The organism is Sporosarcina sp. resist (genome assembly GCF_014302295.1).
Taxonomy (GTDB): Bacteria; Bacillota; Bacilli; order Bacillales_A; family Planococcaceae; genus Sporosarcina; species Sporosarcina psychrophila.
In genome coordinates this window covers 3,840,374-3,866,230 of the sequence record NZ_CP060287.1, presented here as the reverse complement: position 1 = coordinate 3,866,230, position 25,857 = coordinate 3,840,374, and the positions used below count along the sequence as shown (strand labels likewise).

Annotated in this window: 22 protein-coding genes and 1 pseudogene; 19 read left to right on the top strand and 4 right to left on the bottom strand. The window is 38.1% G+C overall.

Annotated elements, in window-relative coordinates; genetic code table 11:
- Positions 1-677 precede the first annotated feature (677 nt).
- The 10 genes and pseudogenes from H7992_RS18845 (at position 678) to H7992_RS18800 (ending at position 9,876) form a co-directional block, all read left to right on the top strand.
- A complete protein-coding gene (locus H7992_RS18845; RefSeq protein ID WP_187045567.1) occupies positions 678-1,439 on the top strand; it encodes an AAC(3) family N-acetyltransferase in 762 nt (253 codons plus the stop codon).
- Positions 1,440-1,453: 14 nt separating this feature from the next.
- Positions 1,454-2,737, top strand: coding sequence for a DUF4910 domain-containing protein (locus H7992_RS18840; RefSeq protein WP_187045566.1), 1,284 nt, complete (start codon positions 1,454-1,456; stop codon positions 2,735-2,737).
- A 55-nt stretch (positions 2,738-2,792) separates the two neighbouring features.
- Complete coding sequence (locus H7992_RS18835) at positions 2,793-3,506, top strand: SDR family oxidoreductase (RefSeq protein ID WP_222617988.1); 714 nt, start codon at positions 2,793-2,795, stop codon at positions 3,504-3,506.
- A gap of 87 nt (positions 3,507-3,593) precedes the next feature.
- Positions 3,594-3,812 (top strand): SAF domain-containing protein, encoded by a 219-nt coding sequence (locus H7992_RS18830; protein ID WP_187045564.1) that lies wholly within the window; start codon positions 3,594-3,596, stop codon positions 3,810-3,812.
- Positions 3,808-4,911 (top strand): UDP-4-amino-4,6-dideoxy-N-acetyl-beta-L-altrosamine transaminase, encoded by a 1,104-nt coding sequence (pseC, locus tag H7992_RS18825; protein ID WP_187047962.1) that lies wholly within the window; start codon positions 3,808-3,810, stop codon positions 4,909-4,911. Before H7992_RS18830 ends, pseC begins: the two co-directional genes overlap by 5 nt.
- A gap of 741 nt (positions 4,912-5,652) precedes the next feature.
- Positions 5,653-6,014, top strand: a pseudogene (locus H7992_RS24855) (hypothetical protein); the annotation flags it as partial.
- 237 nt (positions 6,015-6,251) lie between these two features.
- Entirely contained in the window at positions 6,252-7,262 is a 1,011-nt protein-coding gene (locus H7992_RS18815) for a flagellin (protein WP_187047961.1), read from the top strand.
- A gap of 252 nt (positions 7,263-7,514) precedes the next feature.
- A complete protein-coding gene (locus H7992_RS18810; protein ID WP_187045563.1) occupies positions 7,515-7,805 on the top strand; it encodes a hypothetical protein in 291 nt (96 codons plus the stop codon).
- 66 nt (positions 7,806-7,871) lie between these two features.
- Positions 7,872-8,936 carry a hypothetical protein gene (locus tag H7992_RS18805; RefSeq protein ID WP_187045562.1) on the top strand — a complete coding sequence of 355 codons (1,065 nt, stop codon included), beginning with the start codon at positions 7,872-7,874 and terminating at the stop codon, positions 8,934-8,936.
- 43 nt (positions 8,937-8,979) lie between these two features.
- The gene (locus H7992_RS18800; RefSeq protein WP_187045561.1) at positions 8,980-9,876 is read left to right on the top strand and encodes an HNH endonuclease; all 897 of its coding nucleotides are present in this window, start codon (positions 8,980-8,982) and stop codon (positions 9,874-9,876) included.
- Between the two features lie 290 nt (positions 9,877-10,166).
- Here H7992_RS18800 and H7992_RS25135 read toward each other — a convergent pair whose 3' ends face one another.
- Together H7992_RS25135 and H7992_RS18790 are read right to left on the bottom strand one after the other, a co-directional pair.
- Entirely contained in the window at positions 10,167-10,241 is a 75-nt protein-coding gene (locus H7992_RS25135; protein WP_187047960.1) for a conserved phage C-terminal domain-containing protein, read from the bottom strand.
- Positions 10,242-10,603: 362 nt separating this feature from the next.
- The gene (locus tag H7992_RS18790; protein ID WP_187045560.1) at positions 10,604-11,392 is read right to left on the bottom strand and encodes a helix-turn-helix domain-containing protein; all 789 of its coding nucleotides are present in this window, start codon (positions 11,390-11,392) and stop codon (positions 10,604-10,606) included.
- Positions 11,393-11,889: 497 nt separating this feature from the next.
- Here H7992_RS18790 and H7992_RS18785 point away from each other — a divergent pair, with 497 nt between their 5' ends.
- The 8 genes from H7992_RS18785 (at position 11,890) to H7992_RS18750 (ending at position 18,720) form a co-directional block, all read left to right on the top strand.
- Positions 11,890-12,342 carry a MarR family winged helix-turn-helix transcriptional regulator gene (locus H7992_RS18785; RefSeq protein WP_187045559.1) on the top strand — a complete coding sequence of 151 codons (453 nt, stop codon included), beginning with the start codon at positions 11,890-11,892 and terminating at the stop codon, positions 12,340-12,342.
- 25 nt (positions 12,343-12,367) lie between these two features.
- The gene (locus H7992_RS18780) at positions 12,368-12,886 is read left to right on the top strand and encodes a spermidine/spermine N(1)-acetyltransferase (RefSeq protein WP_187045558.1); all 519 of its coding nucleotides are present in this window, start codon (positions 12,368-12,370) and stop codon (positions 12,884-12,886) included.
- A gap of 22 nt (positions 12,887-12,908) precedes the next feature.
- The gene (locus H7992_RS18775; protein WP_187045557.1) at positions 12,909-13,532 is read left to right on the top strand and encodes an FMN-binding negative transcriptional regulator; all 624 of its coding nucleotides are present in this window, start codon (positions 12,909-12,911) and stop codon (positions 13,530-13,532) included.
- Between the two features lie 675 nt (positions 13,533-14,207).
- Positions 14,208-15,017 carry an NUDIX domain-containing protein gene (locus tag H7992_RS18770; RefSeq protein ID WP_187045556.1) on the top strand — a complete coding sequence of 270 codons (810 nt, stop codon included), beginning with the start codon at positions 14,208-14,210 and terminating at the stop codon, positions 15,015-15,017.
- Between the two features lie 156 nt (positions 15,018-15,173).
- Positions 15,174-16,082, top strand: coding sequence for a cysteine hydrolase family protein (locus H7992_RS18765; protein WP_255428481.1), 909 nt, complete (start codon positions 15,174-15,176; stop codon positions 16,080-16,082).
- 66 nt (positions 16,083-16,148) lie between these two features.
- Positions 16,149-17,615 carry a nicotinate phosphoribosyltransferase gene (locus H7992_RS18760; RefSeq protein WP_187045555.1) on the top strand — a complete coding sequence of 489 codons (1,467 nt, stop codon included), beginning with the start codon at positions 16,149-16,151 and terminating at the stop codon, positions 17,613-17,615.
- 107 nt (positions 17,616-17,722) lie between these two features.
- Positions 17,723-18,358, top strand: a complete 636-nt coding sequence (gene nadD, locus H7992_RS18755; protein ID WP_255428708.1) for a nicotinate (nicotinamide) nucleotide adenylyltransferase — start codon at positions 17,723-17,725, stop codon at positions 18,356-18,358.
- A 122-nt stretch (positions 18,359-18,480) separates the two neighbouring features.
- The gene (locus tag H7992_RS18750) at positions 18,481-18,720 is read left to right on the top strand and encodes a hypothetical protein (protein ID WP_187045554.1); all 240 of its coding nucleotides are present in this window, start codon (positions 18,481-18,483) and stop codon (positions 18,718-18,720) included.
- Positions 18,721-19,027: 307 nt separating this feature from the next.
- Here H7992_RS18750 and H7992_RS18745 read toward each other — a convergent pair whose 3' ends face one another.
- The gene (locus H7992_RS18745) at positions 19,028-19,993 is read right to left on the bottom strand and encodes a S8 family peptidase (RefSeq protein WP_187045553.1); all 966 of its coding nucleotides are present in this window, start codon (positions 19,991-19,993) and stop codon (positions 19,028-19,030) included.
- Between the two features lie 1,867 nt (positions 19,994-21,860).
- On the opposite strand from H7992_RS18745, the gene H7992_RS18740 reads away from it, so the two are divergent.
- Positions 21,861-23,669, top strand: a complete 1,809-nt coding sequence (locus H7992_RS18740; protein WP_187045552.1) for a DNA/RNA non-specific endonuclease — start codon at positions 21,861-21,863, stop codon at positions 23,667-23,669.
- 81 nt (positions 23,670-23,750) lie between these two features.
- On the opposite strand, the gene H7992_RS18735 is transcribed toward H7992_RS18740, so the two are convergent.
- Complete coding sequence (locus H7992_RS18735) at positions 23,751-25,742, bottom strand: methyl-accepting chemotaxis protein (protein ID WP_187045551.1); 1,992 nt, start codon at positions 25,740-25,742, stop codon at positions 23,751-23,753.
- Positions 25,743-25,857: the final 115 nt, after the last annotated feature.

Sequence of the window (25,857 nt, the reverse complement as noted above, 5' to 3'; positions counted from 1 at the left end):
CTTCCTTAATACTAGCCCCCAACCGTTAAATGAACTTGATTGGACCTTTATTTTACAGCAATGTATTACCAGTCGGTTCATTTATATCAAAATTTATTTGTTAATTTCGTACTGTGTTAATTGACAAATAAGTCTAGTGAAATATAAAAGGGTGCTTTAGATGATGGCGGAATTTATGTGGCTTGTACATATTGTAAAGAGCCAAAAAACCTAACTAAGGAATATATTTCTTAATACACTACTTAGATAATATTCGACTGTAAAGTATGCTTATTTCGGCGTAGACAAAATAATCCTATTAGGGACAGATAAACAAGATTAGGAAAGATATATGCTATAAAGTAACTTTCGACAAAAGTTACTTTATAGCATATATTCCAATTGATTAAGAATTATTGGTGCACACGTTCCCTAAACTCCTTTTTATTTGCACCCATATTATCAAAGGCTTGATTATGAAAGAGGTCTTTGTCCAAAGGCGGAGAAGTAATATAAACAGGCTTTGACGTTGCCGATGCTTCTGGGGATAACGGATGGTGATGTGGTGGTAGTGGTTGGATAATATTGTGCTACTTGTGTAGTAAACAATCGACCATCCTGAAAGGAATAATTCAATTGATTAATAGAAATCCCAAAAGTACTCCGAAATTAAAACTAATTGATAGGGAGCGGTTATTATGATGGATTACGATAAAGTGATTGCTAGTTTTAATTTGCAAAAGGGCGATGTCGTTCTTATTGGCTCGGCTATGAAGGGCTTAGCGTTAGCTGCAAGAAAAGTTGGAGAGAAACTGGATTTGGATAAACTGATAGACAAATTAATTGAAGAGATTGGTGCAGAAGGCACGTTGCTTTTTCCAACGTATAATTGGGATTTTTGTAGTGGAATTGCATTTGACTATAACAATACAGTATCTAAAACAGGTGCACTAAGCAAAGCAGCTCTTAAGAGAAATGATTTTAGCCGTACAAAACACCCTATTTATTCATTTGCAGTATGGGGAAAAGATAAGGAAAGACTCATATCTATGAATAATAAAAGTGCATTCAGTGCAGATTCACCATTGGCTTATTTACATAAGAACGATGCAAAAATGGTGATGATAGATGTTGATTATCAGAACTCATTTACATTTTTTCATTATGTTGAAGAAATGGAACAAGTGGCGTACCGTTATATGAAAGAGTTTACCGGCACGTACATTGACGAAAACGATGAGACACGTATTGACACATATTCGATGTATGTACGTGATATTGAAAAAGGTGTGTTGACTAAGGTTGATGATATGGGCGATGAGATAGATCGGAAGGGTGTGGCTACTGTATCAGTTGTACATGATGTTGAATGCCGAGTCGTAGATTTGAATAGGTCCTACGAACTAATAAGATATGATATTATCCATAATGAAGCAAAAAAATTATATGTTATTGAATGAATAGGGGGGAGCGAATGACTGAAATACATGAAGGGCAGAAAATGTATGATCTTATGGAGAGATTATTTCCTATTTGTCGCAGTATCACAGGTGACGGGGTAAGAGAAACATTTGATATTTTGAAAGAGCATATTTCGATTCAATTGTATGAAGTACCGACTGGGACAGAAGTGTTCGATTGGACTGTGCCAAAAGAATGGAATATTAAAGATGCCTATATAATGGATGCTGATGGACGAAAGATTATTGATTTTAAAAGAAACAATCTTCATGTTGTCGGTTATTCAACACCGGTCAATAAAATGATATCGCTTGAAGAATTACAACAGCATTTATATTCGTTGGAGACTCAGCCAGATGCAATTCCATATATTACATCTTATTATAAAGAACGCTGGGGATTTTGTCTGACACATAATGAGCTAAAGAAACTGAAAGATGGGATATATCATGTTGTCATTGATAGCGAGTTGATAGATGGGAATTTAACTTATGGTGAATTGATTCTTCCTGGAAAAACAGATAAGGAAGTATTTTTATCCACGTATGTCTGTCATCCATCAATGGCAAATAATGAATTATCAGGACCAGTTATGGCTGTTCATTTGGCAAAATGGTTGATGGAAAAGGAAAGAAAGTATACATATCGCATTGTATTTATTCCTGAAACAATTGGTTCTATTCCATATTTAAGTAGAAATCTTGACGAAATGAAACGAAATATAATAGCTGGTTATAATATTTCTTGTGTTGGAGATGAACGCGCGTATTCATATTTGCCATCACGGCTAGGGGATAGTATCGCTGATCGAGCGGCACTGAATGTATTAAAAAACAGTCATCCGGAGTTCGTCCAGTATTCGTTTTTGGACCGTGGAAGTGATGAAAGACAATATTGTAGCCCGGGAGCGGATTTACCGGTAGCCAGTGTCATGCGTACGAAATACGGTCAGTATCCGGAGTATCATACGTCACTGGATAATTTGGATTTAGTAACAGCCAAAGGACTTCAAGGTTGCTTTGATGTTTATAAGGACTGCATTGAATTGATTGAACAGAATGAACGTTATCAAGTCACTTGTCTTGGTGAGCCGCAACTAGGAAAGCGGGGACTTTATCCAACGCTAAGTACGAAAGAATCGGGGCGATTAGTTCGGGATATGATGAACTTTATCGCCTATGCGGATGGTGAGCATGACTTAATTGACATCAGTAATCTAATTGGTGTTCCGGTAAAAGAGCTGTATCCTATTGTTCAAAGGTTAATGGAAAATAAATTGCTAAGGATAAGGGACTGAGAGGCAGGTAGTAAGAAAGTGATTATTATCTATTATGTTAAAAGGATGTGTTTTGATGTTTGGGCTAAAAGATAAAGTGATAGTGGTCACCGGTGGAAATAGGGGGATAGGTAGAGCTGTTGTTGAACGGTTAGAAAAACTAGATGCAAAAGTGGCTTACATTAATTTAGATGGAGAAGGAAGCACAAGTAGTTTTCAAGTTAAAGCGGATGTTACATCTTATATACAAATGGAAGTGGCATTTAAAAAAATTGAAGCAGAATTGGGTTCTATATACGGGGTGGTTTGCAATGCAGGAATCACTAGGGATGGCTTTTATCATAAAACTACGTCAGATCAATGGAGCGAAGTCATTGATGTAAACCTTAATGGGGCATATAATTCGACGCGACCAATTATTGAAAACCTTTATATTAGAAAAGAAGGATCCATAGTATTTGTAAGCTCAATTGTTGGTGAAAATGGAAATATAGGGCAAGTGAACTATGCTGCAAGTAAAGCCGGACTAATTGGACTTTCAAAAAGCTTAGCAAAAGAAGGCGCACGAAATAATGTTCGCTCAAATGTTATTGCTCCTGGATTTACAGAAACCTCCATGACGGAAACGTTACCAGAAAAAGTTGCCGAAAAAATCTACAATGCTATTCCCCTTGGTAGATTTGCAAAGCCTGAAGAGATTGCTTGGAGTGTTGTCTATTTATTATCCCCTGTGATGTCTTCGTTTATCACAGGAGAAGTAATTAGAGTTAATGGTGGTCATTTGATGTGATATGTTATTGAAATCAATACAATATCTTCATTTGTTAGGAATTTTTTAAATGTCCTTTACATTCATTAAAAAGTGGCCGTTGCAAATGTGTCATTAGGTGTGGATTCGGCATTTTCAATTGAACAGGACGGAATAGGCGGTCTAGTTGTGGAAACAGAGTCACTGAAGTTTAGACAATCGATTTATGTGGTGAAAGACATGAAAGCCGGAGAAGTATTCACGATAGATAATAGTAAAGTCATCCGCCTAGGACATGGACTTGCACCGAAATACTTGGAGTTAATACTTGGAAAACTAATCAATTGACGAGGATGATATTGCGGCGGTCGTGGAAACATTACGGTCGCCTTTTTTAACGCAGGGACCGAAAGTGGTAGAGTTCGAACGGGCGGTATCGGAGTATGTTGGTGCAAAGTATGCTGTCGCGTTTTTAAATGGGACCACGGCGTTGCATGGCGCTTGCTATGCAGCGGGAATTGGTACTGGGGATGAAGTGATCACAACGCCAATTACGTTTGAAGCAACGTCTAATGCGGTTTTGTATTGTGGTGGAACACCGGTTTTTGCGGATATTGATGAATGTACGTATAATCTTGACCCAAAAGAAGTGGAAAAGAAAATTACAGTTAAAACAAAGGCTATTATACCAGTGGATTTTACGGGGCAACCAACAGATGTAGATGCAATTATGGAGCTTGCTGAAATACAGAATTTAATCGTAATTGTAGATGGTGCTCATTCTTTAGGTGCAAATTACAAAGGGCGTAAAGTTGGTAAGCAAGCACATATGACGATGTTCAGCTTTCATCCAGTAAAACCGATTACGACAGGTGAAGGAGGAATTATTACTACTAATTCGGAAGTGTTTTATGAAAAACTAACATTGTTCCGTAGTCATGGTATTAGTAAGACACCTTATGCGGTGGAACAGGGTGACTGGTATTACGAGATGACAGAGTTAGGATCTAACTATCGAATGAATGATATACAGGCAGCGTTGGGATCGTCACAGATGCGCAAGATTGATGGATTTATTGAAAGACGTCGTGAAATTGCGGCATTCTATAATGAAAAATTGGTGAGTATTCCGGGAATTGTTATGCCAAAGCAACTAGAAGAAACAGAATCTGGATGGCATTTGTATATGATTCAGTTGGATAACAAGGTACTTACAAAAACGCGCAGGGGAATTTTTGATGAAATGCGCGCGCTTAATATTGGTGTTCATGTTCACTATATCCCGGTTTATTGGCATCCGTATTATCAAGAGCTAGGCTATGAAAAAGGGCTTTGTCCAAAAGCTGAAAAATGGTATGAACAAGCAATGACGCTGCCGATTTTTCCGGGGATGACGGATGAGAATCTAGGGGATGTTGTGGCGGCTTTACGAGAAGTCGTTTGCTAAAACATATCATCATTTCTAAATGATAGGAATTTAATTCAATGAAGATATTTAGTTTGGATACAAGTTTACTGGGAAATCACATGCAAACCGAATAAATAGGCGATTATCGTAATCATGAGGATAAAACCCATCAACGGTTGCAAAACAGCAAAAAGAATCTACTGGATTTGCTTGGGGGGCATCATCATTCTCTTTTTGACCACATTAAGATATTGCAATCTATCAATGACATTGGACAAGATTTGTAAGAAAGTAGCTTGGATAAAAATGGTACATAACAGTATGCATTTATCCGTCAGATCCTTTATTAAATAGGTTTTGAAATTAAGTTACTTGCCTTTTTCGAACTAGGGTAGGTTTCTTTTCATGAATGGTGGAAGCAACTTATTGACAAGAGTGAAGGGAAAGGAAGGCAAGGGATTTTTGCAGCGGCAGTTTCATTTTTGACAGATTTCCATTAAATCAGACAATACATACAAGATTGAGAAGGAAATTGAGGCGAAATTTGACGAATTCCATTTAAGGTATCTGATTTACTTCTTCATGAAGTTTTGTCCGATGAGTGTATTTCTTTACTGAGTCAAGGCATTTGAGCAGCCTGGTGTGGAGGATAGCCATTGATTAAAATAAGTTTGTTATTAAAAGGTTATCCTTATACGGGTATAGGTCACATTGACTATTGAATAAATAGGTTAAATGAACTATGATTGAGGAAAAGACTGAAAAATGAGGAATTCATAAATGAGGATTAATCATAATATCTCCGCTCTCAATACATACAATGAAATTCAGAATAACAACAAAGGAATCACCAAATCATTACAAAACTTATCCTCCGGAATGCGTATAAATCAGGCAGCCGATGACACTTCAGGATTAGCAATATCTGAAAAGATGAGGGGACAAATTCGTGGGTTAGAACAGGCGGAAAAAATATCCAGGACGGTATTTCTCTCTTACAGACAGCGGAAGCGGCGCTAGGTGAAATTGCGAACCCAAATTTAATTCGCTTGCGTGAATTGGCTATCCAAGCCGCCAATGATACGTTAACAGCCGAGGATAGAAAATTGATTCAGCAGGAAATTAATGAAACGGTAAAGGGAATCGATCAAATTGCGAGTAATACCGAATTCAATACGATAAAACTGTTGAATGGTACGAATCCGTATCCGACAACAACCATAGTGGGAGAGGAGAACTTTTCATTCAATTATGCCAATGTATTGAAAACTACGGCCGTCGATTCGAACGGTTCGTTTACCTTTGGCACGAATGAGGGCTATCCTACTACTGATGCAGATAATAATAAGACGGTTGTTTATGGGAGCGGTGGAACCTCAATGCCATCAGTTCGAATCGGTGGTGAAAGTTTTCAGCTTAGGACTAATACTAGCTCAGCTACTGTTGTAACCGACGGGGTTCATAAAACCATATATACAATTCCAGATAAAAATGTTGAGGTAATTCAATCTGTAAGTATCGTAAAAGATAAATATGAAATTAAATATACAATAACGAATACTGGGTCAGACAAAAATTCAATTGGTTTTCAATTCCATTTGGATACTATGCTAGGCAATGATGATAGCGCGCCTTTCATCGTAGACGGTTCCAAGGTGACTAAGCAAACAGTCTATTCAGGAGATGATATTCCAATTGGGTTTACCGTGTACAATCAAGACACTGGTACATTATCAAATGCAGATTTTCAAGCAGGAGGAATTATTAAGGGAGAAGGAATTATAGAAAATCCGTCCCAATTGGCGATTGGAAACTATTCTTTGGTAGATGATTGGGATTTCAATTCCAATACTGGAGCTGTCGGGGACAGTGGATATAGTCTTTGGTGGGATCAGAGAGAGATTAATAGTGGAGGATCATTTACCATAAACACCTTCTACGGCCAATCAGTACCGCCAACAATACAGGACCCGACTAAATCATCTGGGGACGGTCCATTTGATTTGTTATTGCAAGTCGGTGCAAATACAAATAAACAATTTAGGGTGCAATTGTCCGATGCGAGAGCCATTAACTTGGGGATTGATCAATTAAACGTTCTTTCAAATACTGAAGCAAATCAAGCCCTTGCAAGAATCGACAAAGCAATTCAACTTGTTTCCACTGAAAGAACAAAATACGGAGCATATCAAAATGCACTTGAACACATAAATAACAATGTAACAAACTACAAGGTTAACTTAACAGCTTCAGAATCTCGGATAAGAGACTTGGATATGCCAAAAGAAATAACGAAATTAACGAATAATCAAGTCATCCTTCAATCGGCGCAAGCAATGTTAGCACAAGCAAACCAAAGCTCCCAAAGTATCCTGGAGTTTTTGAAATAGAAAATAAGATGTAAGTGGGGGAAAACAGCGTGTAATGTAATTCGAGATTAACTTGTAATCCGGGGCCTTAAGTTAATTTGTAAATTATGTAACCAAAAAACACGGTTCAGTTAATGAATCGTGTTTTTTGATGGGATTTTCAAATTAATGAAATTGCTGATCTGAAACTATGGGAATATGATACTTGTAGTAGTGTAATATAACTAGTAATGACGTAGTCGAAATGGTTCGTAAAGGAAGGTGTTTCCATCTGTGAATAAATTTAAAAAAGAAATCCTGCCTGTTATCAACAAGATTTTTGGGAAGGGTCAAGATTGGTTTTCTCAGTTGGTTAACGCAACTAATCACACCATTACGAAGGCAACGATTTTTCTGAAAGAACAAAAGAAGCAACTGAATGAATACATGGTAGACCGTGAAAAGTTGCTTTCAAATATAAAGAATATGCAGGATGAAGTCGAATATTTACGAAAAGAAATAGAGAAAACTAATAAAGGGCAAACGGATCGACTTATGAAATTATATAATAAACTAGAATTATGAACTGAAGAATTAATCAAAAGCCAACAACAATATATTAATGTACAACAAGCGATTGACGAATCGCGTATGAAGTTGACTACACTCACGGGGGAAAAAGATCAAGCATTAAGTGAAAGAAATTGGTTGAAGTCTGAGTATGATCATCTTCAAGTTATCATGAAGGACAATGTAGTTAAACAAGAACTGTTGACTGCAGAGCTGGAAGAATTAAAAAGAAGCCAAGAAACTTTTGAAACGCCAGCTGACATTCCGAATTTCGATACTTCATTTTATGAAAAAATTGAAGGCAAGAAGGAAGAAATAGATAGGCTCAATCGGGAGAATAAAGTCCATGAGATGAAATTTAAAGAATTAGAAAGCCGGTTGATGGAGAAGGTTAGGCTTGTTTCTGAATTGAGTGGACTGTTGCAGATAGTTCAATCTGAACTTGATAAAAATGAACAGGAAATAATGGGATTGCAAAAGTTTAATCATGCACAAGTACAAGAAATTGATAAGGGGAAGATATTATCCTACGAGTTGAAGCAGGAAATGATTATCTTGCAAGCTAAATCTGCTAGCCATGAAGAAGAGTATAATATCGCATTAATGGAATATGAAAGTATAAAAGAAATGATTCGTCAGGTGGATGATGATTATTTGCAGAGCATCGTAGAATCTGATGAAAAGATAAAGCGAATGGAAAATGATTTGTTAAATGAACAAAACAATCTAGCTATCGAGAGGGGAAATAATGGTGAACCTAGTGAAATATCCATAGAAACTCTTGAAATTTTAGAACAAGAATATGAGCCAAGGTTCGAGACGTTATATCGTGAGAGTGTGTTTCAACCTGAGTTTTTCAAAGACTTTTATACACTTGTGCCTTCAGATCGATTAAGGGTAGAAGCATCAATTGTTAATTTGAATTATTACTTCGATTTACATGCATCTAAAATACGCCCTAATGAAGTAGCGACCCGAAAAGCGACTAAGATACTTGAATATCCATTTGGTCATGATAATATAGGTAGGATTTATTTCAAAAGGGCTGCAAATAGAATTCAGTTTTATCGAATCAGTCGAACGAAAAATGGAAAGGGAAAACTCAATCAAGATCGAGTCATTGATTGGCTGAAAGTGAATTGTTAATCTGAAGTGAAATTAGCATGAATTTAACAGGGGGTTAATTACGATGAAGTTTTTCCGGAAAGTAGGACAAGGGGTAAATCTAATTGGCGGTGGTATTGTAAAAGGCGGGGTAAATGTTGCTAGTTCAATCGTGGGGACAAAATTCCCGAAGACTGGGGCGTATATGAAGGAAGTAGGAGATACTGTTGTTCATTCGTCTAGAACCGTTATCACAAACACAGCTCATTTTGCGGACGGGGCAACGAACGGAATTTACGGTTCAGTTAGGAAAGATCCTGTTCGTATGGGAGAAGGATGGGGAGATGTGAAAACTTCGTCAGTCAATACGGCGAAAGGAATCGGTGGGGGTCTCGTTTACACCTTGAAAAGTGTAGGACAAACTTTTCAAGGTGTGATAAATAAAGATGGGGATCAAATTACTGAAGGGCTAAAAAACATTGGAAAAGTTGCGACCGTTGCAGTTTTTGGTGTAGGGGTTATTGACTTGCTCGTCGATACGGATGTTGTACAAGCGGAAGAACTTGAAACACGTAATAGTTATTTGGAAGGGTCACCCCATTCAGGTACGAATGTTCCGTTTGAAGAGAATTCGTTTATACAGAAAAATGGTGGGATGCAAATGGGTGTCTTCCCTGTTTTTGATTCGGAATTTGACGCTACACTCCCAGCGGAGACTTATTTAATGTCAGATACCGTACATATCGGCATTGCGAATATGCAATTGTATGAAGCGATTCAAAATAATCCTGGACTTGCGGATGAACTTGGATTCGATTCTGTTGATATCGCAAGTTTACAGTTATCAGTAACACCAGAAGGATTTGATTGGCACCATCATGAAGAGCCTGGAAGGATGCAACTTGTGGATGAAGGGGCGCATAGCCAAACAGGACATACTGGAGGGCGGACTATTTGGGCGGGCGGTTCGGAGGCTAGGTGAATGAAATACTTTTCTAGACATATAAAAAATCGTAGTACCTATTATGAAGATACAATACAATTGCATAATAATAAAATAAGGATTAGACATTTAGGTGAATGTCCGAGTTATTGTAATTTTATTTACTTGTGTGAATCGTTCGTCATTGTATCATGAATAGGTACGGTTCACTACACACTTTTTTCAATCTGCTCATAACACGTCATCCGATACGCCTCCCCTTTGCTAAAGTCTAATTCGAGTGGGTTTGGCGGACTGCTTTCTGACAAGTCACTGACCCTGGATTCTTCCTAATAGTTTTCAAAATTCGTCGCATTGAATAACGTGGAAGGGCGAAAATACTTCTGCCAATGTGGATCATCCAGCTAATTCTTAGCCTTGGTGTCAATGACTTTTTTGCAATGCGCTACTGTTTACCATTCACTGAAATATCCTTTCAGCAATCGTGCAGTCGCCTTCGACGAAGCTTTAAATTGCTTGCAAGCTAAGGTATTCAAATAATCAATGACAGACACAACGTTGAGATTGTTCTCGACAAGTTCTTTTTTAATACTCTTATTCTTTTAGGTTATTGCTAGGTACATTTTGCCTTCTCTAGAGGGTGCAATTTGCACTTCCTCTAGGGATGATTTTGCCGCCGTCGATGGAGCATGTTGCACCGCCTGACAGTGCAGCTTTGTATGAATTTTTGGTTGTTTTCTGTTGCATAGGCACCCCCACAATAATTTCAACGGTAGTAAAATCCCTCAACTGGCACGTCATAATCCATGAAAGCCTCGCTGAATAAGGCCTTGCCGATGAGTTCGCGCAAGACGCCTGAATAATAGCCGGGCAGATTCCGGACTTTTTTCTGTTTGGTTGTTTGAACCGAAATACGAAGGGCATGCATGGCTAATTGCTCGAACAGTTCTCCTTTGTCTTCGTGAATGCTGAACTTTAGCATTTGTAGGGACTGTTTCCGGTAGACGCCGTAAAAATTACGCGCTAATTTACTTTCTCCGATTGTTGAAGAAAGAAGAGATTTCATCTTGCCGAAAAGTGTAGTAGGCACAATTTCCGTAGGAGACGTTCTTTTAAGGTCTTTAGGTTTTATCGCTTTAGAAAGAAAAGCTTCGGTTTGTAGATTAGCGGGTTCAAACTTACTGCTAGAAGGCTTTTCGTCATTCTCTGGGGTGTTCAATTTCGACTGGTCATTAGTAGGTTTAATGACGTAAATGTTAGCGCCTAGACCGCTCATAACAGGGCGGATATAGTGAATGCGTTCGATGATTTCGAGCTTTTCTAATTTACGGATGGCGCGTCGTACAGTTGCGTTGGATTTCTTGATAGCCTTTTCGATTGTTTCGTGTTTCAAATGTGCAGCACCGTATTTAACGGAGTAGCGACGGATCATATCAAGAACAGCCCGCTCGGTTTGATTCATGTCGTTCCAGTTCATGAGTACGTGTTGCCTTGTTGCTGGGTCTAAATCGTGTTTGTTTGTGAAGTGTGCGTATTCAGAAAGGTAAGTTGTCATAAAGAATATCCCCTTTATTCTTTATATAGAAGAAAAGTGGGGGAAAGGGGACATCTTTATGGGGAAATTGTTTAATTCAACAATTCGGGAAAACGACAATTGCTTAGCGTTCGGGATCTGGACGTCGAACTACTCAGACGATACGTATAATTGCGTAGTAATAAAAAGGTGAGAAGACGTTTACTAGTATATCAATTTCATTTTTATTATTATACAATTTTGTGAATTATTCATTGAAGTTTCGTACACAGATACATCATAATTATACTTGGCGAAGCCATTAAAATAGAGATAACAAAACCATCGGATAGCCAAGTACAGGATATCCGCTGGTTAGTATCCAATTAAATCGATTTTAACTTGTTGGCTGTTTCCCTAGACAATTTTTTAACGGTGAACCCTTTTCTTTTTTGTTGCAAATGCAGTAAATTCAAGTTAGACTGAATGTATATTAATGATGTTGCATTTGCAACAAAAATATATTCAAAGGAGTTATTATGAAGGAAATTCTACGTGAGATTGGAATGATAGCGAGGGCATTAGATTCTATAAGTAATATAGAATTTAAAGAATATGACCTTACAAAAGGGCAGTATTTGTACCTTATTCGAATATGTGAAAACCGAGGAATCATTCAAGAAAAGTTAGCTGAAATGATAAAAGTAGATCGAACAACGGCAGCTCGTGCAATACAAAAACTTGAAATTAATGGCTTTATTGAAAAAAAGGGAGATGCACATAACAAAAAAATTAAAAAACTTTTTCCAACAGAAAAGGGGGAAAATGTTTATCCTTTCATAAAAAAAGAAAATGATTATTCCAATATCATGGCATTAGAGGGGTTTTCCGAGGAAGAAGCAGAAACCACTTTCAATCTTCTCCAAAGAATAAGAGAAAATGTAGATAAAGACTGGGGATTTGTAAAAAAGGGAAACAAGAGAATTTATTGATTACATAAAGGAGCGAAATATTCAAATGACTATAAATATAAAAAAGTGTACCTTCGAAGATTCCCGCGAACTTCAAGAAATTAGTCATGAAACGTTTAATGAGACATTTAAGCATCAAAATTCACCCGAAAGCATGGATGCCTATTTGGAAAAGGCGTTTAACTTAAAACAATTAGAAAAAGAATTATCCAATTCTTCATCGCAATTCTTTTTTGTTTATTTTAATGATGAAGTCTTTGGATATTTGAAGGTCAACACGGATGATGCTCAGTCTGAAGAAATAGGCGACGAATCACTAGAAATTGAAAGGATTTATATTCGAAACAAGTTTCAAAAACATGGGCTTGGGAATTGCCTCCTAAATAAAGCGATGGAAATTGCGATGGAACGTAAAAAAAATAAAATCTGGCTAGGTGTATGGGAAAAGAACGAAAATGCAATTGCTTTTTATAAGAAAAAGGGGTTTTTTCAGACGGGAGCCCACTCTTTTTATATGGGTGATGAAGAACAAGTCGACTTTATAATGACTAAAACACTCATATAACTTTTTGGAAAGGTGGATCACTATGTATATTCCAAAATATTTTAAAGTCAAAGATGTTGATGAAATTTGGAGTTTTGTTCAAAAAAACTCCTTTGGCACGATTGTCACAACAGAACAAGGGAAACCAATTGCCACTCATTTGCCGTTGCAGTTAATTAAAGAAGAAGATTCTTACTATATAACAGGGCATATGGCTTATGGAAACCCTCAATGGAGAACATTCGGAACCTGTGAAGATGTATTGGTTATGTTCCAAGGACCACACGCTTATATCTCTTCTTCTTGGTATGAAAAGGAAAATGTCCCGACATGGAACTATCAAGCTGTCCATGTATATGGTATAGCCAGCATTTTGGACGAAGAAGAGCTAAAACAGGACCTGACAATGTTGCTCCAAAAATACGAAAAACACCGTGAGAATCCAGTTTTATGGGAAAATCTTTCTCCTGAAATTTTAGAAACACAATTAAAAGGGATTGTTGGATTTAAAATTAAAGTAAAAGAAATTCAAGCTGCTAATAAACTAAGTCAAAATCGTAATGAAGAGGATTATCATAACATCTTTAATAAACTCTATGAAGAAAAGGATTTAAATTCTCAACAAATAGCACAAGTGATGGAGAGAAAGTTAAAACAGGACAAGTGATTATGATATTTCCTTTTTAAAAAGTTTTTCTTTCTTAGATTGGGTGCATCAGGAAAATGCAGAATTACAATGCTAAGAGTCCTACATCATAAAAAAACAATTTATCTACGGAATGCAAAGATGTTGACTATGATAAGAAAATAGCATAATTCGAATGTTTTCTAGGGTTCCGCAACGATCAATGTTAGTCTGGTCCGAGAGTAAATTCACGGCTTTGCTGTGTCACGGAAGGATAAAAGCCTGGGAGAAACTGTTTAACAGTTATCTCTTAGGCTTTTTTGTTTTTTAGGAGTGGTAATGAGTGCCTGTACACCACACACTCTAAGGATAATCTGATTGTAAATTCGGTTCAAGATGTCATTGAACGCGGAGCTAACGGGGAAGATGGATTTTACATTAGCGGGAACGGACAATTCACGGGTTTCATATATCCAGCCTAGTTTTGTGTTAATCTTGACGAATTTAAACTAAATTTGACATCATGAAATTAGTGATGTCAAATTTTTGTAATTATTAAGTTGTTTCGTACATAACTTCTTATTCGATATTGATTAACCTTAAAACCAAACTAATACATACAAATGTTTTTCTTGCTTTTATTATTTATCTGATATATAATTCAATTAACGATTTGGTAATTGTTAATTTAATAAAAAATAAAGGAGATGAAATTGGATGTCTAAATTTAAAACAGAAGAAGAAGCACTACAAAATTATGATTCAAGTCAGTACAGAACGCCGGATGGCTATACAAGTGATATTGCGATATTTACGTTAATCCCAAATGAGGAATCGACTGTTGGAAGTGAATCGACCTCTCATCACTCATTAGCTTTGATGTTGATTAAGCGGGCAGCGTTCGATGCAGAAGGTGAACCTAACATCGAAGGCGGAAAATGGGCTTTACCAGGAGGGTTTATCCATCCAGAAGAAACAGCTTACGAAGCGGCTAAGCGGGAACTAAAAGAAGAAACAGGTGTAGACGGTATTCACATCGAACACTATGGTGTGTATGACAAATTAGGTAGAGATAAACGAGGATGGATATTATCTAATGCTCATTACGCAATTGTTCCTGAAGAAAACATTAATAGTAGGGAAGCTGCTGATGATGCAGACGATGTTCAATTATTCACGATCGATGAAGTCTTTGCGTTAGATTTGGCTTTTGACCATTACCAAGTGATTAAAGATGCTTTGGAAGCTGTTCGAAAAGATGTGTTTCAAACAACGGTAGTTAAAAACTTTTTAACAGAAGAATTCAAGTTGGAAGATTTGCGCCAGGTGTTGCTTGCGATTATTAATGATCCTGTTGTGAATAGTAAGCCTGGGTTCTTTAGGAAAGCACCAAGACTGCCTTTTATCGTAGAAGCGTTAGACAACAATCAAGTTCCTAAAACAGCAGAACCGACAAGCACTACGAAACGACCATCAAAATTATACCGATTTGTAGATGTAGATATTACCCCTTCGATTTGGCGCTAAATTTGAGAGTCAATGAAACATGGATGCCTTCTGTTGCAGGCAGTAAGGTGTCCCAAATCTATCGTCAATCAAAGAAACGATAGTGATTTTTATTTTTCCGTATAACAATTAACAAATCCTTAATTGTTAATTTAAACCTAAGGGAGTGTGTTGAAAATGATGAAAACTAAATTTGAGGAAATCGTAGATGTTTCAAGGGTAGGAAGCAAAAATACGAAGGGATTCAATGAATTAATGGTCCTTGCGAATGCGGAGAAAATCACACCTTCAAAAGAAGATGTTGAAAAGGTGTTGTTCATGGGGATTGATTTTCAAAATGACTTTATGGAAAACGGAGAACTAGGTGTCCCAAATTCCCATAAGGATGTTGAACGGGTAACTAAGTTCCTTTATCAAAACCTAGATAAGGTGACGACGATTGCCTTGTCGTTAGATACACATGAATTGCATCAGCTATTCCATCCGAGTTGGTGGGTAGATGCAGAGGGAGATCATCCTGTTCCATTTACAGTCATCACAAGAGAAGATGTTGAACAAGGAAAATGGATGGCTGTAGAACAACAACAAGAAAGCATGGCATACATTATTCACTTGGAGCGTTTAGGGAAAAAACAATTGGTAATATGGCCTTATCATTGCATTCAAGGGACACATGGCGCAGCCTTAGAAGGTCAGTTTTCGAATATGGTTCACTTTCATTCCATGATACGGCAGTCCAACATACAAAAAATTGTGAAAGGGCAAGACCCATTAAGCGAAATGTACGGAATCATTAAACCGGAGTATGCCAAAACTGACGGAACAAATTATGCGTTTCTTCATTCCTTACTCGCTTACGATAAAATTGTTATTGCCGGGGAAGCGAAATCTCACTGTGTATTGGAATCCGTTCGGCAGATCGTCGAGTACTACGGAGATAAGCATGAATTGCCATCAAAGATTTATTTGTTGGATGACTGCATGAGTCCCATCCCTGGATTTGAAAAATCAACAGAACATGCACTTAAAGAACTTCAAAAGAAGTATGGCATTCATATTGTAAATTCAACCGAATTCATGTTGTGAAAACGAACAAAACACAGCTGTTTGTACAATAAAAGAAGCGGCACTATTATAGAGGAGGAAAAGTAAATGACTAAAAAATATCAAGATGATGGGCTAGCACTACACACGGATTTGTACCAAATTAACATGGCGGAAACGTATTGGGAAGATAATATGCACAACAAACGAGCAGTGTTTGAACTCTATTTCCGCAAGTTGCCTTTTGAAACGGGTTACGGTATTTTTGCAGGTTTGGAACGCATCATTGAATTTATTCAAGAGTACCGTTTTACGGATAGTGACATTGCCTATTTACGTGAAGAATTAGGTTATGAAGAAGATTTCCTGGCCTATTTGCAAACGGTGCGCTTTAATGGAACGATTCGAGCAATGAAAGAGGGGGAATTGGTTTTCGCGAATGAACCGATTCTACAAGTCGAAGCAAGTTTGGCAGAGGCTCAGTTGATAGAGACAGCTCTCTTGAATATTGTCAATTACCAAACACTCATTGCGACGAAAGCAGCACGTATCAAACAAGTGGCAGGCGAACAAACGGTAATGGAATTTGGAACGAGACGTGCACATGAGTTTGATGCGGCAGTTTGGGGAACAAGGGCGGCGTATATTGCAGGATTTTCCGCAACGAGTAATGTGAGAGCCGGTAAGATGTTTGGCATCCCTGTGGCTGGAACGCACGCACATTCTATGGTTCAAGCGTATAAAGATGAATACAAAGCATTTCATAAATACGCTCGCCGTCATAAAGAATGTACGTTTTTAGTGGATACCTATGATACGTTGCGGTCTGGTGTACCGATCGCTATTCAAGTAGCGAAGGAACTGGGAGATAGCATTAATTTTAATGCGATTCGTTTAGATAGTGGCGACTTTGCTTATTTATCAAAAGAAGCTCGAAAAATGTTGGATAAAGCGGGATTTAGAAAAACGAAAATCGTTGCTTCAAACGACTTAGATGAAAAAACCATAATGAACTTGAAGGCACAAGGAGCAAAAATTGATGCGTGGGGTGTCGGAACAAAAGTGATTACCGCATTTGACCAACCAGCTCTGGGGGCTGTTTATAAATTGGTGGCGATTGAGGATGATAACGGGAAGATGGTTGACACAATTAAAATATCTGGGAATCCAGAGAAAGTAACAACACCTGGATTGAAAAGAGTATATCGTATTGTGAATAAGGTGAATAATCGTGCTGAAGGTGATTATATTGCTATGATGGATGAGAATCCGCAAGCGGAAGAAAAATTAAAAATGTTTCACCCGACTCATACGTTTATCTCGAAGTTTGTGACGAACTTTGAAGCAATCGAATTACATCAGGACATTTTTGTAGAGGGAGAGCTTGTGTATGTGTCCCCAACTATACAGGAAATTCAAGCGTTTGCTAAAAATAATTTAAACCTCCTGTGGGATGAATATAAGCGTACCTTGAATCCAGAACAGTATCCTGTGGATTTAAGTCAGAAATGTTGGGATAATAAAATGAGAAATATTCGTGAGGAACAAGAAAAAGTACAGAAGCTAAATAGCTAATGAAGAAATACAAAACTTACACGTTGGAGGAATGACTTATGATGCAAAAGACAGAAAAACTAAAAGCACATCTTCAAGAGCTAAATCCTGGGAAAGACATCAAGAAAATGTTTGAAAAAGGCATGAAAATAGGTATTTACGGTTCATCTTTCGACCCTGTGACCAACGTTCATTTGTGGACAGCCTCAACAGTCGCACATCGTAAAAAATTGGACTATGTTATATTTCTCCCTTCATCGAACAAACGGTTAGATAAACAAGTGCAAACGCAAAACAAGCATCGAGTGGAAATGCTAAAGTTAGCAATTGACAATAATCCTAAATTCATCTTGGATGATTACGAACTAGAAGTATTACCAGGTGATCACTATACGTATTACACAATGGAGTATTTCAAAGAAACGTTCCCAGATGCAGATTTTTATTTCATCATGGGTGCTGATTTGCTGGTGGATATCGGCAAAGGAGAATGGCGATTGGCGGAAGAGTTAATTAGTCGAAATAAATTTATCGTGATGGCTAGAAATGGGATTGACATTCTGAGCACGATTTCGAAATCACCTATTCTACGTAATCATGATGATGGTAGATTCCAATTGTTAGATAAAGGATTAGCGATGGAAATAAGTTCGACATATATTCGACAGGAATTTGCAATGGGGGGAGAACCGCAGTATTTATTGCCAGGCTCCTGCTATGCATACATTAAAAATAATGGTCTTTATCAAAAAGTCGTCCACTAAAAATGGAGGAGTAATTTCGCGTAAACGCTGTGCATTGACAAAGTCTCTTAGTATTTTATTCACAAGTATGAACTTTTCGTCATTGTGTCATGCATAGATATTGGTTTTAAGGAGGAAACAACATGGATCAAGACCAACAAGAACAGAAGAAACACCTTGAACAACAGCTTCAATGGACCAAGGAACGGGTTTGTATCTTGGATGAGATGAATGTAAAGCTTCATGAAATGAAAAAGATAGCAGAGTACGCTGTAGAACATACACTTTCAGTAATTGAAATTGAGAGGTTGAATGGTGAACTGGATACATTGAAGAATGAATTCAGTTCTCTGGAAAAACAGCCATACCCTATACTTCACTAGGAGATCAACTCATTTCTGTGGAAGTATAAAAATGAGTACGCTGTGCACGGCACAAGTGCGAGTTTCCAAGTTCAAACGTAATTGGGATAACTAAGATGTGATGATAAAATCCTCAAACGGATTATGCTGAGGTGAAGATGTAGTTTATTCTTTGAATGAAAGATATAGCGGCAAAGCCAACGAACAATCACGAGGCCTACTTCATCTTCTACGCTAATCAGAATAACAAAACACGGCCTGAAAATACCAGACCGTGTTCTGATAAAAGAAACCTGAAAAAATGCTAGTACACCACTTATTAATTAAATCACTGTGCACTCAAAACCAACGCTTTACTTTCTTTCTCAAATATACCTGTCAAATGTTCAAGGACCGTTAAATAAACGAGTCCGTTACCTTCAAGCTTTGGTGACAACCCTAGTGGAACGGTCCTTTTAATAAGTTGGGCGTAGAGCTCTGGTTCTGAAAGTTCTCGGCCGAAACTGTTGTTGACGAACCCTTTGATGAGGGCAAGCGCTCCGGAAACATGGGGGGCAGCCATCGATGTTCCGCTTAATGTTGCAAATTTCCCGTTTAAATAAGTAGAGAGGATCTTTTCACCCGGAGCAACTAAATCGATTTCATTGTGAGAGTTGGTGAAATCAGAAGGGCGACGCTCAAGATTTATGGCACCTACACTAATGACTTCGTTATAATAGCCTGGGAAGGCGAATTCGTCTGTTGAATCATCACCGTCACCTTCGTTTCCAGCTGCACAAACTACGAGTATATTATTAGTTACGGCTTTTTGAATCGCTTCATGAAGTTCAGGCAAATCAGTTGGTCCGCCTAGCGACATAGAGATAATATCCACTTTTTGTTCAATAGCATAATTAATACCGTTGATAATCCAGCCATATTGCCCTGAGCCTTTTCTATTCAATACCTTTACGATCAGCAAACTCGCTTCAGGAGCTACTCCAACTACGCCTATATCGTTCTGTTGTGCAGCAATCGTTCCAGCGACGTGAGTGCCATGACCATTGTAATCGAGGAAAATTTCGGAATTGCTTCCATCATCGTCCGTAAAGTTCCGACCACCTATAATCTGTTCTTGTAAATCGGGGTGTGTACGATCGCATCCTGTATCCAGGATCGCTACCGTGATTCCTTTTCCTTTTGTTTCCTTCCAAATTGCGGGTGCTTGAATTAATGCCACACCCGGTGGAACTTCATTGGCCTCATTCACTTGGAAAACCACTTCATATGGGATTACATGTGCAAAATTCTCCACTATATACCTCCTCGTATGATTAGAAATCTAGTTTAAAAGAGATTACACCAGCATTTAGTCACAGTTGCAGTGAAGATAGTAAACTATTTGTTTCTATTAGTAGTGCTTGCTACATACTATAATTAAATGGAACGTACTTAGTGAGTCGTAGTAGGTCCTATATGCGTAACCGTAATCTAGGATTAATAACTAAGTACGAAGAAATCTAGATTAGGCTATTAATCTAGCGAAAAGTATTGCACTTCCGATGGCAATTCATCATAATATAGAAAATGAGACATAGAATAAAAAAGGACTGGGCGTTTAATCACTCAGTCCTACACTAGTAACCTGTAAGACAAAATCATGGTCGACGTTGCGCATCGTACGATGGTGTAATGGGTTGGGCAGAAAAAGTATTTTGCCGAGAAGAAAGAAGTAATTGTCCACACGTCTGCCGATGGGGGGCGATTACTCCTTTCTTGATAAGAAAAAGATAACTGACAACGACACCGACATAAAAGCAATCCATCCACCAGATAGTGTCATGAGTAAACTTAGTATTTCGTATGTTGTCATTGGTTTTCACCTCCTTTCAATTGGAAGTGCTCAACAATCGGTTATGCATTTTCCGTAAATGAACTGAAATCTAGATGCAATTTCTGTAGGGATAAAAAGTTATATGATTAGCCCTACTATTATGTATATGTACAGTCAGTATGTATATGCTTAATTTTTACAAGAAATGACGGAAAGTTTCTGGGGACTAGCCTTCATACTTTGTGAAGGGAAGATTTACCGCGTTTATTGATAGCTACCAAAATTTCAGTTATATCATTTGAGCGACATAAAGAAAATCTCCGCTTTATATGTAATACCTTTACACTAAGTAAACTTGCTTCCGTAAATGAGTATTAAATATCCATTAAAAACCAAGGATAATTTTAGGTTACCCTCTTGTGCATTATATCACGGACTGATTATTCAGTCTAATCAATAATGAATAGATTAAATAATCGATTCGGAAGCCTTATAAAAGAGGAATTCTCTTTAGCGCATAATCACTAGTGCGGCTGAGATAATAAGAGGGATTTTTCCGTTAGTAGTACATGTTACATATCATGAGTGAATGTTTCTTAACTATTGAGTTGTAGCAAGTCCTAAATACGCATGCTACTGAAAAATAATTGAGTTAAGTTTAATCACAAGTAAATGGCTAGGTATGAAGGTATATAGGTCAACAAATGCATGTAGGAGTGAGTTATTGCGCTCTATTTGGTTATCTTTATATATATATATAAGAAGTGTTTGAACATTCAGTCCTATAATGGTAGAATAGGAGATGTACTAATGGTCGATATTGCATATCGTTCGACTGTGTAAATAGTTGGATAGAAAATGCCATTTGACCGAGAAGAAAGAGTAATTGTCCACACGTCTGCCGATGGGGGGGCAGTTACTTCTTTCTTGTTAAGAACACAAATTATGAAATGAAGATGCAGCTCATATAGGAAAACAAAATGAAAAACGTATTGGACAAAAAAATGTCCAATACGTTTTTTTGAATTTCTTAAACCTTAAATCGATTAACCCCCTTAATCACTCTTAAGAACCAGATAAAAGCAATGAAAACAGGTTCCGATTGGCTAAAGTAATATAGTGGATTATTATTGGTTTAAAAATCTCTTAAAATCCACTGATAAAGTAACTTTTAAAAAAACGGCTTTAATGTTAGAATAATCATAACTATTAGAATGTGTTTGTTTGGACTTGTGAGTACATGTATAAATTTAGCGTAGGCGCCTTACCAGGGAGAGTCGAATCAGTTTCAAAGTAAATCTTCACTTCAATTTGTATAGCTTGATTTACTAATTTAGGGAGGGTAAACATGTCTATTAAACGACTGGATAAGTCTCAAAGTCTTCATGTAGATCTTGTAGATCTTGTAGATTTGCACCAACAACAAGCATTACAGCGTTACATCGCTCGTTCTAGTGAACGTGAACGAATTGCTAGTGAACTGCAAACTAAAAATCCTTTTGAAGTAGATACGCCTGAGCGAGTCGCAACTCGTAAAGCGATTATTGATCCACGTGATGGACTTGCTATAGAACGTATTATTGGGCGAGATGATTTATTTCCTGTTTCTTATCTTGAAGCAGGACAACAAGCAGCCGCTCCTGTTTGTAGAATCGAGATCCGTGATCGTTTAGGCAGAGTTCTCGGACATGCTACAGGATTTCTTGTATCACCTTCCTTATTGCTTACAAATAATCATGTTTTGGAGAATTACATTATGGCTCAGTTCAGTGTCGCACAATTTAACTATGAAGTTGATCTTGACTTAAATGAAAGGCCGATGAAAAGCTTCCGTTTTACACCTGAGCGTTTCTTTATAACGAATCAGAAGCTTGATTTCACATTAGTGGCGATAGAGGAAGTGTCTGCTGATGGCACAAAAGTAAGTGATTTTGGGTTCTTGCCACTCATCTCGCAAACGGGAAAAGGGTTGGTTGGCGAATGTGTATCAATTATTCAACATCCTTCGGGTGCCCCCAAAGCTGTAGCAATCAGAGAAAATCAGATTATGGATGTATTTGAGGATTATATTCACTACTCAACTGATACCATGCCCGGATCATCCGGTTCACCAGTCTATAATGACGAATGGATCGTAATTTCTCTCCACCATGCAGGCGTTCCAGATCCAAAGAACCGAACCGAATTTATTGCCAATGAAGGGATTCGCATAAGCAGTATTGTCCAGTTTGTCGCGGAGCAAGGCAGCAGCTTGAGTAATGATCAAAAGTTGTTATTGTATGACATTGTGAAGGGGTGGGATGTTCCCGATTATACCCCTGAAGAGACGGAAGTCGAGAAGTTAAGCGATTCATGGTATGAATCTTCGAGAGGGTATGACACTCAATTTCTTGGTGTTGATTATGAAGTCTCGCATCCGATATTCCCGTCCGATCTTGAACAGGATATTGCCCACTTAAAAGACGGAAGCAATGTGCTCCATTATACGCATTTTTCAATTGTCATGAGCAAGTCACGCCGTTTAGCCTTTTATACGGTGGTGAATATTGACGGCAATCAATTGATGAAGATTGGTCGTAAAGACAAATGGTATCTAGATTCGCGCATCGAAATAGAATACCAGTGCGGCCCTGAATTATATAAAAATAATTCGCTTGATCGGGGGCATCTTGTCCGCCGGCTAGATCCTGTTTGGGGAGATTCAGCAAAAAAGGCAAATGAGGATACGTTCCATTTTACAAATTGTGCTCCTCAGGAGAGTAAGCTGAATCAAAAAAGCTGGCTGGATCTGGAGAATTATATTTTGCACAATGCCCAAAATTTAAATCTTAAAGTGACAGTGTTTACTGGACCCGTTTTTCGGATGGATGACATTATTTACAGGGGAGTTCAGATACCAGCAGAGTTTTGGAAAATAGCTGTCCTTGTGAAGAAGGATGGAAATCTATCTGCAACTGCTTATTTGCAAACTCAAAAAAATCTGATTGAGGATTTGGAATTTGTTTACGGTGAATATAAAACATATCAAGTACCCATTTCAAAAATTGAAGTGATTACGGGTCTTGATTTTAAAGAATTACGTAATTTCGATCCGCTCAATCAATTAGAATCGACAATAGGATATGTCATTGATGCACCCGGGGATGTAAAACTCTGAGGTTATTAATAAAAGTCCGCTGGGAAATTAGTGAAAATGAAAACCACTTAGGGAAAAGTATCCTAAGTGGTTTTCCAATACTTACACCTTAAACCGATTAACCGCCAAACTCAATTCCTCACTCAACTCCGTCAGCGTTTCTGCTGCGTCAGTTACAGACTGAATCGCGCGGAGTTGTTCGTCTGTTGAAGCACTTGCTTCTTCACAGGCTGCAGCTGTTTCTTGTGATGTTGCTGCCATTGTTTGGATTGTTTTAGCAACGTCGTCTTTGTGTATTGCGACTTTCTGAATTTCTTCATACACTGCATCGATTGAGTCTTGCATATCAGACATCAATGTTGAAATTTCTCCGAAAGTGATTTCCGTGTCGTTTACGACTGTGCCTTGGCGATGGAAGTTCTCACGCGTCTCGTTCATTTGCTCCGAGACGAGTCTGGATTCTGTTTGAAGTTCCTGGACTGTCACTTTTACTTCTTCTGTAGAGCGGGCCGATTGTTCTGCCAGTTTTCGTACTTCATCCGCCACAACTGCGAATCCTTTGCCATGTTCACCTGCACGGGCAGCTTCGATGCTTGCGTTTAATGCAAGAAGATTCGTTTGTGCTGAAATTTGGGTGATTGTTTCCATGACTCCGCCGATCGCATTTACTTTACCTTCAAGTGTACCAATCACTTCGGACATGGACTGTAAATTGGTTTCCCAGTCATTGAAAGACAGTTTCAGCTCTTGCATTTGACCTTGACCACTTGTATTCATTTCACCAGCTTTGGTTGCGATGTCAGACATGACGCCGGCTTTCGTTGTGATTTCATTAATTTGTTGACCAAGAAGATAGGCTTTTTCCGTAACGATTTCAGCATCTTCAGCAGATTTTGAAGCGCCATGTGCAATCTCAGTTACTGCGTTTGCAACTTCTTCGCCCGATGCATTTGTCTCCTCTGCAACTGCACTCAAACTATCGGAGCTTGCTTTGACATTTGATGCGGAACCGTTAACGACAGTAATAATAGCATTCATGTTTTCAATCATAGTATTGAAGTTAGCACCTAGTTCGCCGATTTCGTCTTTTGTCTTAATGTCAGAACGGACGGTCAAGTCACCTTTTGAAACGGAATCCATCAAAGATTTCAAAATTCCAAGGGGCTTGATTGTACGGCTGATCATGAAGTAGAGGACGACGAAGAATAATAGCAGTGTCGCAATTGCTACAACCATCATCGAGTTTCTGAGATTGATTGCGATTTCGTTAATATCTTTTTTGAGATAAATCGCTGAGATTTTCCAATCAAAATCGGGAATAGAAGAGAATACATTCACTCTATCGCTGCCTTCGTGTGTGTAATGGATGGCCCCTTCATCTAGACCTCCAATAAACATTTCTTCAATGTAAGGGAGGTTCATCAAATTTTCACCGCTTAACGATGGGTGCACCATTGCAGTTCCAGTGGCATCAAAGAGAACCGGATAGCCATTGTAGCCAATATCACTTCCGGAAATAGATTCGGCCAATGAAGCCAATTGAATATCAAGTCCAAGAATACCGATAAGTTTTCCGTTTTTCAGAACGGCCTTCATGGCACTGATGACATACTCGCCTGTCGCACGATCGATATGCGGTTCCGTCCAGTAGACGGTATCAGGATTTGCTGCTGCTTCTTGATACCACTCAAAGCTGGTTGGGTCATAATCGTTTCCAAGCTCAGCATGTGGAACAAGAGTCATGTGTTTTGATGGAAGTGCAAAGTAGATTTGCGAAGCTTCATCGTATAAATTTTGAAACTCTTTAAATTCTTTCTCTAATGTAGCATTGCTGTTTTCAATGTCATCGCCGACATTAGTATAATCCGTTAAGGCTTTGGAATATGACATTTGGATTAAGCCTTTTTTATATTGCTCTAAAAAGTTCGTAATCGAAGCACCCATCTCGTCGACGAGTACAACACTCTGATCGATGAGGTTTTTCTCTGTTTTATATTGTACTTGCAAACTGGAAATTGCGGTCATTGCCGTCACGCCAATGAGGAAGAGAACCATCACTGTTACTATAATTTTTGTTTTTATTGATTTGAACATAGCGCACCTTCGCTTTCTCTATCTGTCTAGTTGAATTGACTCACAAAGTAATGTTCGGTCTAATTACTCATTTGTTTAGAGATAGATAAATTAAACAATAAGTGATAATAATCAT